This window comes from Planomonospora algeriensis, assembly GCF_977012225.1.
The window spans coordinates 1-9,111 of sequence record NZ_CDRNDK010000258.1 but is presented as its reverse complement, the minus strand read 5'-3'; the positions used below and the strand labels follow the sequence as shown (position 1 = coordinate 9,111).

Sequence of the window (9,111 nt, the reverse complement as noted above, 5' to 3'; positions counted from 1 at the left end):
CCGGCGCGGCGGCACTACCGCGGCCGGCCGCGGCGGCGGCCGCCTCCTCGACCTCGGCCGACGCGTTCGGGCCGTTCGGATTCGGGGGCGTGCGGCTCGGGATGAGCGCCAGGAAGGCCAAGGCCACCAAGAAGATCGTGTACATCTCCGGCTCCGGCCCGTGCACGGCATGGGACCTGAAGGCGTACCCGGGCGGCGCGGACAGCGTGGACCTGCACATCTCCAAGAGACGCGGCGTGGCCGTGATCTCCGCGCCCGAGGGCGTCAAGACGCCCCGGGGAATCAAGATCGGCTCCACCGCCGGGCGACTGAAGAAGGCCTATCCCGGGGTACGGCGGGCGGCCAACGGATACGCCGTCGTCACCGTTCCGGGCAATCCGAAGGCCGACTATCTCTTCCAGCTGTCGCGCGGCAAGGTCAGCGAAATGATCCTGGCCCTGAAGAGTCAGGACTGCGCCAACTGACAGCGTTCTGACCGCTCCGACGGCCGCACCGGCTCCTGCTCACCCGGCCTCTCGCGCGGTCAGGCCATCCAGGATCGCCTCGATCCCGGCCTCGAAACTCGCCTCCAGGTCGAGGCCGCGGATCTCTCCGGCTAGCCGGTGGGTGGCGGGGAACTCGGCGGCGGGCAGCGCCGACAGCTGGTCGGACTCACTCTCGTCCGGCGGCCCGATGGTGGCGCTGACCTCGGCGAGCGTGAAACCGGTGGCGTAGGAGAAGATCAGTATGCTCGCCTGCACGATTCGCGCCGGGGGAAGACCGGCCTCCTCCAGCGCGCGGTACAGCTCCTCGTAGATCCTGTACTCCTGCACGGTGCTCTCGGGATAGGAGGCCAGGTAGGGAAAGAGCCGCGGATGGGCGTGCGCGACCTGCCGCAGGGCCAGGCACAGCGCCCGCACCCGGTCCCGCCAGGCGCCGGTGCGGGCCCGGGTGAGGTCCATCTCCTCCAGGACGCTCTCCACGACACCGCGCAGCACCGCGTTCCTGGTCGGCAGGTAGTAGTACAGGGCGGTGGGGAACACGCCGAGGTCGGTGGCGAGCCGCCGGATGCTCAGCGCCTCCACTCCGGCTTCGTCGATCATTTCCAGGGCACGCCGCAGGATCAGTTCCCGAGACAGGGGCTCTCGCTCCGGATCGGCCGCTTGGCGGGCACGGCCTCCGGCCATCTCCTTGACCATGTTGTTCACTGTACAAGTCGAATCCGGAATCCCTGCGGCGCACCGAGCCGACTCCGCGCGACTACGCGGGGTTCACCTCGACGATTTTCCTGATGGGCCTCGTGATCGTCGGGTTCGCCTCGATGCTCCGCACCGCGCCGGGAATCGGCGTCCGGCACTTCAACGACTACGCGGGCACCATCATCGTCACGACCCTGATCGGCACGCTGGGCACCGAGGCCCTGGCCGCATGCGTCGTCGCCGCTCCCTGGCTCGTCGCGGCGTTCGCCACGCCGGAGATGGACCGCGGCCTCGCGCGGCTGCTCCTGTTCGGGTTCCTGATCGCCGTGCCGGTGTACCTGCTGCAGCACTCGTTCGGCGAGATGCTCACGGTTCACCAGCGGGCGAAGCTCCTGTCCGCCGCGTCCACCGCGGTGAGGTACGGCATCACGGTGCCGTTCGCCGCGGTCGCCGTGTTCCTGCTCGAATCCCCGTTCCTGGCGGTCACCGGCTACGCGGTCTCCTCGCCGATGATCGCGCTGATCTTCTGGCGAGCGGTGGAGGGGCACCACCGCGAGGCGGAGGTGGCGGTGGCCTGACATCGGCTCTCACTCGGATCGGGGTCGCCTCGGACGATGTCAGGTGTACTTGACATTACGGTGGAAGCTTCCTATCGTGTCAGGTGTACTTGACTTTTCGTCGCAGGAAGGGCGATCCGTGCAATCACACGATGACACCGGGGCCTATCAGGCCTCGATCAAGACAGCCGTCCGGTTCACGCTCTGGACACTCGCCTGGGTGGCGACCCTCGCCTTGGCCAAGTTCGGCCCCGGACTCTTGTGGGACTTGCGGCAACCGGCGGCGAGCTGGGCCGCGGTGGCCGCCAATCTGATCATCGGCATCGGATGGATCATCGCCTTCTCACGCTTCCTCCGAGCGCAGGACGAGTTCCAGCGGAAGATCATTCAGGATGCGCTGGCGGTCGCCCTCGGAGTGGGGTGGATCGGCGGATTCGGCTACGTCGTCGCGGACGCCGCCGACCTCGTCGTCCACGACGTCGATCTCGCGGTCCTCCCGGTGCTCCTGGGAGCCGTCTACGTGATCGCCGTCTTCGTCGGCAAGATCAGGTACCGATGAAGAACCGCATCAAGGACCTTCGGGCCGAACGCGCCTGGACGCAGGCCGATCTGGCTCTGCGCGCCGGCGTGTCAAGGCAGGCGATCAACGCGATCGAGACAGGGAAGTTCGACCCGAGCCTTCCGGTCGCCTTCCGTCTCGCCAAGCTGTTCGACCTGAGGATCGAAGAGATCTTTCTCGACGATCAATGAGGTGATCTCGGCGAGTCACCGCTGGTCCGAAGTCCGAGCAGGCGCAGGTCGTCCTGCGACGGGCTACCGGGGTCGGCGGTGTAGAGGAACAGAGTCTGGTCCTCTACGTCGCCGTCGGCGGCGGGACGCTGCGACCGCCTCACGCTGGGCTGATCGTCTGGAGGAGGCCGCGTGCCTCTTCGACCGGGCGGCTGCGGCTCTTGCGCGCGGCCAGTTCGGTCAACCCCGGGACATCGGCCCGAGCTCCGGCGAGGGCGGCGGCTTTGACCGCGACCGCCAGGAGGTCGGCAAGGCCGGCAGCGGGCCGGTCTCCGGTCGCGGGCAGCAAGACCGGAAGCGCGCGGGCCAGCATCGTCCACGTTTCGGTGTGCGCACCGGACAGCGTGAGTTCCTCCAGCGCCGGCGTGACCCGGTCGAGCTTCACGGCGTCCAAGCGGAACAGTTGCCCCAGCGCCCATCCGAGGTCGTCCGCGGGCAGTTCCCCGCGTGCGGCGAGGATCTTCGCCGCGTCGACCGCCTGCGCCCTGGTGGCGGGCAGTTTGTGCCCCATGCCCAGGACGATCGCGCTCGCGGTCGCCGCTCCGACCGGGCCCTCGCCCCGGATCAGAGGGGGCAGCACATCCACCTGGGCGTGGCTGTAGCGGATGTCCACGGCGAAGCACTCCAGCACGTGCGCGGCGATCACTTCCCGGTGGGACGGCATGATGGCCGGCCACCACACCATCTGGTCCGAATGACCCGCGAACCACTCCTTCGGCTCCAGGGTGCACAGATCGCGGATGGGCTCCGGCAGGTCCTGCGCCGGGGTCATGCGGGCGTGGAGCTCGGTGACACGGACGTAGTTCTGATATCCGCCCAGGCTGCGCATCATGCTCGCCGGGCCGTACGTCATGATCGGGTCGGTCAGCCCGCCGCCGCGCAGCCACGCCGTCAGCTGCTTGCCCGCTGCCGACGTCAGCTTCTCCGCGCGTGCGAGTGCCGCGGGATCGACGGCTCGGGGCAGGCGGAGCAGGGCTTGGCAGAAGTCGAGAGGCAGCGGTTCGTTGTCACCGAGGCGTTCCAGTCGGTCGACCAGCGTGCCGGCGTCGAGGTGCCCGGTGGGAGCGGTCGGGGTGGCCAGCAGCACCGGAATGGTCCGGCCGGCCTCGAACAGGGCGATGAGCTCCCGGAACCGGTCCCGGACGAACCAGTCGAGCACGGTTTTGTAGGGAGGGTTCTTCGCGAGGTATTCGTCGATCCGGCGGGAGAGCCCGGCGCTGGACGAGGGCGATATGACCGCGAACGTGCAGAGGGTCAGCAACGAGTGAGGGGTGTAGGAGGTACGGCTGTCAGCCCAGAACGAGTAGGCGTAGTCGAAGTCCCCCCATCTCTCCCGCCACCGCGACCGCAGATCCTCGGCGGTGGAGGCGTGGTCGCGGTGGGTCAGCTCGACCAGTGCGGACAGGATCTGCTCGTACCGCATAGGCCAGGACGCCCAGTCCAAAGAGAACAGCTCATCGGCCAGTTCCGTCGCCGAGCCGAGCGGCGCCGGCAGGTCGGGGAGCGGGGCCACCGGCGGCAGGGATCCGGCCACCGGGGCCTGCGACGGCATCGGCTCGACTTCACCGAAGACGTCGGCGATCCGGCCGAGCGGCTCCGGCGGAAGGACCGCCGCCGCCTCCCGCACCACGTCCCCGGCCGTCTGGCTCGCGTGCGGCGCCAGCTTGAGCGCCAGCCGTACCGCCCGGTCACGCAGGGCCGGGGTGTCCTGGTTGAAGATCTGCGCGAGCGCCGCGAGCGAGCCGTCGGCGCGTTCCGGTGCCGCCTGGGCGATCCACCGCAGCGCGGCCGTGACGTGCTTCTTCTCCGGCCGGAACGCCAGAGCGTAGACCGCCTCGGCGAACAGGTCGTCGTCGAGCCCCGTCGCCTCGTCGGCGCGGCGGAGTTCGTCGGTGGCCAGCTGCGCGAGCTGGGAGGCGGCGATCGGAAGCACCCGGACCAGGTCCACGATCGGGAGCTCGGCGAGCGTCGGTTGCAGTTCCTGCCACAGGATCACGAATCCTCCGGCGCCTTCCGCCCCGCTGCTGTTCAGGAACCGGGCGGCGCATCCGTCCAGCAGCCTCTGCCGGTCCACTCGCCCTTCGGCCGCCAGGCCGGCCAGCGCACCGATGATCGAAGGAAGTCGACTCCCGGTGTTCCGCACCCGGTCGTACGCCAGGGCATGAGCGACGCCAGCCGCGCGGAACAGCCGGGGCACCATGACGTCCAAGAGCGGATGATCGCGGACCACCTGGATGTCCGCACCTGACCACAGTCTGTGGTGCAGGTCCCAGACCCAGCCTGCCACGAAGGCATCGTTCTCGGGAGGCTGGATCCCTGTCTCGATCACCAGGTTCGCCGCCAGCTCCCAGCCGGGCTCGCCCTGCGACCGCGACTCGGCTCCACGCCCGCCCGGGCGAAGCCCGGCGACCAGCCGGTGGGCGAGGTCCCGGCGCCATTCCTCCTTCCGGTCGCGGAGCAGCCGCGAAACGCGTTCGGCGTCCGCCCTCGGCGAGGGCACGGTACGGAACTCCCGGCGGTTGAGCCACGCCGTCACCTGTGCGGCTCCGGGCAGGCAGGCCGCGCCCACGACACGAAACGCCTCGGCCTGATCCATGACCTCCCAGCGGGACCGAGAGCCGCCACGCAGTCGCTCGGTCAGGTATTCCGGCAGGTGCGCGGCCACCGCCTTACGGGCCGATGCGTCAAGTTCTGTCACGAATGCCAGCAACTCGGTGGTGCTGCCGGCCTCAGCCTCGATCCGCTGCCGGATCTCCTCCCACGGATTCATGCCTGCACTCCCATCGGGGCCGCCTGCATCGGCAGGTCGCTGAGGATCTGCGGACGCTCTACCAGACATCGCCGGATCATCCGTGACCTGAGGTTTCGCGCCGCATCGAATATGACTGGCCGAGATCGTTCCGCGTATGTTCCGGATCTTCATGAGCGGAGGGCGTCAGCGGCCATGGGGTAGATGTGATCGGTGGATCCGATCAGAGCCGGACGGGCGAAACGGGCGGCAGTCAGGCGGACGCCTGTGGCGCGTTCGGCAAGGGCCAGAGCGCCGGCGACGGGATCGTCGGGGAAACCGAGCTGGTCGCCGTCGATGTCCATGCCGAGGTCCTGGACATCCGCCCGGAGCCGGTCGGGGTCGGCACCCTCCCGAAGGGAATAGGCGTACAGGCTGAACGTGGTGATCCGCCGGCTGTCGACGCAGTAGGTGAAGCCTTCGTCGTTGATGTTCACGTACACCGCTGCCGCGGCGGTGCCCACCGACAGCAGGTGGGTCTTGTCGTAGACGGTTCTCGGCCGGCCGTACTCGATCAGGACGGTTCCGCCGTCGGCTGCGTAGGCCGCGACGCCCTGTCCCGACTCGCTCAGAGAGCCCGGGGTGACGTGGATGCGCCGCAATGCTTCCCGAGGGGACAGGTCCCGCACGAAGCCGGCGCAGAGCCAGGTCTCGCCGGTGTCGTCGCTGAACTCCTCGCAGAGCCATTCATAGGTCGCTGCCGTGGCGCTGCCCATTCGCCCGCCTTCCTGGAAGCCGTATCGCGGTGATCATGACAGAGGGGGCCGACAACTTCGCTCGTCGTCTGTGCGCTGTACGTGAAACCCGATTCCCGCTACGAGGCGTGGAGCACCTGCGGCCCTGACGGTTTGCGCTTCGCCTGCCTGCCTGCCTGCCTGCCTGCCTGCCTGCCGGGCGGTGGGCTTTCGATTTTCCGATGAGCGGAGGAGCCGGTTCAGCAGACGGTGGTCAGCCACCCGTAGGCGATCGTGAGGGCGCGCCCCGCCGTTGGGCGTAAGCACCTCAGTACATATTCGGCGGTGATCGCATCCCGTTCTCTCAAGGGACGACTACGGATGAGCCCCTGATCTCGGATGTCCGCCAAAGCGGAACAAGATCAGTCGGGCTGTGTCGTTGTGTGCCGGGCCGTACCACGACAGGAGAGCAGCCACCGAGCGAACACGGGCCCTTGGCCATTACCCGTCAGAGGTCGACAGGCCCCTTCGGCATGGAGCTCATCCCACTGGGGAGGATAGGGCTGGCCCTACCCCGAGAAGCCTGCCGACCGGATCGATCTCCCCTGACCGGGGCTCATAGCGTTGCCCCATGAACCTCCTCATGCGCCGCATCGGCACCGACACCCGCTACCTGCTCCTCGGTCTCCCCCTGGCGATCGTCGCCTTCTGTCTGATGGTCACCGGCTTCTCCCTCGGTGTGGGAACGGTGGTCATCTGGGTCGGGGTGCCGATCCTGGGAGCGTCCCTGATGCTCGCCCGTGGCTTCGCCGATCTGGAGCGCCGGATGCTGCCGGAGGTGCTCGGCCACCCGGTGGCCCGGCCGCGCTACCGGCCCGCCCCGCAGGACGCCGGGATGTTCCGCCGGCTGGTGAACCCGCTGATCAACGGCCAGTCCTGGATGGATCTGCTGTACGGCATCGTGAACCTCCCGGTCGCCATCGTGACGTTCTGCCTCACGGTGACCTGGTGGGCCGGGGCGATCACCGGGCTGACCTACCCGGTCTACGGGTGGATCCTCGAAGGGATCCCGGACAACAACGGCCTGGCCGAGTTGCTCGGCTTCGGTGACAGCGCCCTGATCGGCGTGGTCATGACCACCGCGATCGGCGTGCTGTTCACCCTCACGCTGCCGGTGGTGATCCGCGGCGCGGCGCTGGTGCAGGCCGGGCTCAGCCGGGCCATGCTGACCGGGGCCGCCGAGCCGCACGAGCACATCGACGACCGGGTTCTCGCCGGTGAGTCCCCGCGTGCCTTCGCCGACCGGCCCCGCGAGCACCGCGCCGCTTCCACCGCTTGAGAGAGGTCACCGCGTATCCGCCGTTCTGGCGCCGTATACCGTTTCATGGCTCTTGACCATCACCGCACTCACGCTTCTGCACGTCGAGTACGACCGGAACAGGTGATTCATGCCGGGACCCCCGCTCCGAGGGGTGTGCAGACCGGCCGGGTACGGCGCAGGTAGGACCAGGCGGCCGCGGTCAGGGCGATGCCGTACACGGCGAAGGCGCCCAACCCGATCCAGGTCACCAGCAGGGCGTCCCCCGGGGTGGGGAAGTCCCCGCGGGGGACGGTCACCGCTCCGAAGGTGCCCAGCGCGGCGTAGACGAGTCCGATCGCTCCGTAGGGCGCGAGCGTGGCGGCGCCGAGCAGCGCGGGGGTCAGCGGCAACCAGCGCGGCACCCGCCGGCCGCGCAGGACGAGCGTCCAGCGGGGAAAGGTCTGCCCCCACGGCCGGACCAGGCCGAAGATGAGGAAGACCCCGAGCGCGGCCAGCAGCGCTGTGGCGTCGATGCCCCAGCGTTCGAGGGTGAGCATCACCTCGGAGGCGCCGTTGCGCTCCATCGTCGCCAGCATCTGCGCTCCGCTGACACCGGCGAAGGTCCCGCCCAGCGCCCAGGTCGTCTTCATGGCCGCGTACGGCAGGAACGCCGCGGCACCCGCATAGGCCAGCACGCGCACGCGCGGCGGCGCGGGGGTGGGCTCCGGCCTGGTCCGTGCGGTGGAGGAGGTGTGGACGGCGCCGCACCGCACGCAGGCTCCGGAGGAAAGGTGGGCGCGGACCGTGGCGATGAGCAGCACCACGCCGATCGCGGCCAGGGCACGGTTGGCGGTCGCCGTCCAGCTGTCGACACTCTGGGTGAAGACCAAGGTGACCACGTCCATCAGCAGACCGAATGCGGCCGCGCCGGTCAGCACGCACAACCCGATCAGTGTGACGGAAACGACCCGCCGGGGAACGCGCCGGCCCCGGGACCGTACTGCGGCCGAGACCGTCACTGCCGCCGAGGCGGCGACGGGCGCGATGATCCAGTTCAGAGCGGCCGGCAGCGGCTCGTCGGCACGGTAGAACACCGCGGTTCCGGTCAGCGCCGCGATCAGACCGAACCCGCCGTACAGCAGTGCCCAGCCGAGCGCCGCATACCCCGCCCACGACGACCATCGACGCCACCAGCCGGGTGCCGGCCCGTTCACCGTACGCGTGGGTTCACTCATGATCCGACCACTGGAGCGCTGCCGTGGTGCGCGGTGTGTCCGCCATGCTCCCGCACGCTACGCGGGAACCCCTGTGACGAAGCTGAGACGGGCTGAGAAGGCGCACAGGAGCTGCATGCCCTGCGCGAGTTCGAGGCGTTCTACAGCTGTCATCGGCCGCACGGGGCCCTTCGGTAGGCCGCTCCCCGGCCGGGCGCCGATCGAGCCCGGATCACCGGGTTCGGCATCCGCTGACATGATCGGCTCGGTGGTGTCCTCAGGGAGTGTCGGCATGCGGCTTGATCTGGGCGGATTAATTTTCGGCACCCGCAGGTCGCCGGTGGTGTTGCGGTACATCCGGGCGGTGGACCGGTGGCGGGACAACACGATGCGGAACGTCGGGCTGTAACTTCGGCTGCCCGAAGCCGAAGCCCTCGCAATCGGGCGCGCGAGACGTACAACGCGACCGGCGAGGACGGGCGGCTGCGGTTCTTGGTGCAGGGGATCGCCACGCGTTGGAGGTGAAGAGGTCGACCGTGTACAGCTACCTCGACGCGCAGGGCCCCGGCGAGTTTGTGAATTGATCAGCTTGATGCGCTATGCCCGACTCG

Annotated in this window: 10 protein-coding genes; 5 read left to right on the top strand and 5 right to left on the bottom strand. The window is 69.1% G+C overall.

Going from position 1 to position 9,111, the window contains the following annotated elements:
* Positions 1 to 464: hypothetical protein (locus ACWJ6R_RS23360; protein ID WP_449064278.1), on the top strand; the 464-nt coding region annotated here is incomplete at its 5' end.
* A gap of 39 nt (positions 465 to 503) precedes the next feature.
* Here ACWJ6R_RS23360 and ACWJ6R_RS23355 read toward each other — a convergent pair.
* A complete protein-coding gene (locus tag ACWJ6R_RS23355) occupies positions 504 to 1,178 on the bottom strand; it encodes a TetR/AcrR family transcriptional regulator (RefSeq protein WP_449064277.1) in 675 nt (224 codons plus the stop codon).
* Between the two features lie 92 nt (positions 1,179 to 1,270).
* On the opposite strand from ACWJ6R_RS23355, the gene ACWJ6R_RS23350 reads away from it, so the two are divergent.
* The 3 genes from ACWJ6R_RS23350 to ACWJ6R_RS23340 all read left to right on the top strand — a co-directional run bounded on the left by ACWJ6R_RS23350 (position 1,271) and on the right by ACWJ6R_RS23340 (position 2,485).
* Positions 1,271 to 1,756: a hypothetical protein gene (locus ACWJ6R_RS23350; protein WP_449064276.1), complete on the top strand. Its 486-nt coding sequence runs from the start codon at positions 1,271 to 1,273 to the stop codon at positions 1,754 to 1,756.
* 118 nt (positions 1,757 to 1,874) lie between these two features.
* Positions 1,875 to 2,294: a hypothetical protein gene (locus ACWJ6R_RS23345; protein ID WP_449064275.1), complete on the top strand. Its 420-nt coding sequence runs from the start codon at positions 1,875 to 1,877 to the stop codon at positions 2,292 to 2,294.
* Positions 2,291 to 2,485 (top strand): helix-turn-helix transcriptional regulator, encoded by a 195-nt coding sequence (locus ACWJ6R_RS23340; protein WP_449064274.1) that lies wholly within the window; start codon positions 2,291 to 2,293, stop codon positions 2,483 to 2,485. The genes ACWJ6R_RS23345 and ACWJ6R_RS23340 overlap by 4 nt, the downstream gene beginning before the upstream one ends.
* A gap of 139 nt (positions 2,486 to 2,624) precedes the next feature.
* Here ACWJ6R_RS23340 and ACWJ6R_RS23335 read toward each other — a convergent pair whose 3' ends face one another.
* Positions 2,625 to 5,294 (bottom strand): hypothetical protein, encoded by a 2,670-nt coding sequence (locus ACWJ6R_RS23335; RefSeq protein ID WP_449064273.1) that lies wholly within the window; start codon positions 5,292 to 5,294, stop codon positions 2,625 to 2,627.
* Positions 5,295 to 5,443: 149 nt separating this feature from the next.
* The gene (locus ACWJ6R_RS23330; RefSeq protein WP_449064272.1) at positions 5,444 to 6,028 is read right to left on the bottom strand and encodes a DUF6461 domain-containing protein; all 585 of its coding nucleotides are present in this window, start codon (positions 6,026 to 6,028) and stop codon (positions 5,444 to 5,446) included.
* A 589-nt stretch (positions 6,029 to 6,617) separates the two neighbouring features.
* On the opposite strand from ACWJ6R_RS23330, the gene ACWJ6R_RS23325 reads away from it, so the two are divergent.
* Positions 6,618 to 7,325 carry a sensor domain-containing protein gene (locus ACWJ6R_RS23325; RefSeq protein ID WP_449064271.1) on the top strand — a complete coding sequence of 236 codons (708 nt, stop codon included), beginning with the start codon at positions 6,618 to 6,620 and terminating at the stop codon, positions 7,323 to 7,325.
* Positions 7,326 to 7,432: 107 nt separating this feature from the next.
* Here the strand turns inward: ACWJ6R_RS23325 and ACWJ6R_RS23320 are convergent, their stop codons facing one another.
* Together ACWJ6R_RS23320 and ACWJ6R_RS23315 are read right to left on the bottom strand one after the other, a co-directional pair.
* On the bottom strand, positions 7,433 to 8,521 hold the full coding sequence (locus tag ACWJ6R_RS23320) for a hypothetical protein (protein ID WP_449064270.1): 1,089 nt from the start codon (positions 8,519 to 8,521) through the stop codon (positions 7,433 to 7,435).
* Between the two features lie 57 nt (positions 8,522 to 8,578).
* The gene (locus ACWJ6R_RS23315; protein ID WP_449064269.1) at positions 8,579 to 8,857 is read right to left on the bottom strand and encodes a hypothetical protein; all 279 of its coding nucleotides are present in this window, start codon (positions 8,855 to 8,857) and stop codon (positions 8,579 to 8,581) included.
* Positions 8,858 to 9,111 lie beyond the last annotated feature (254 nt).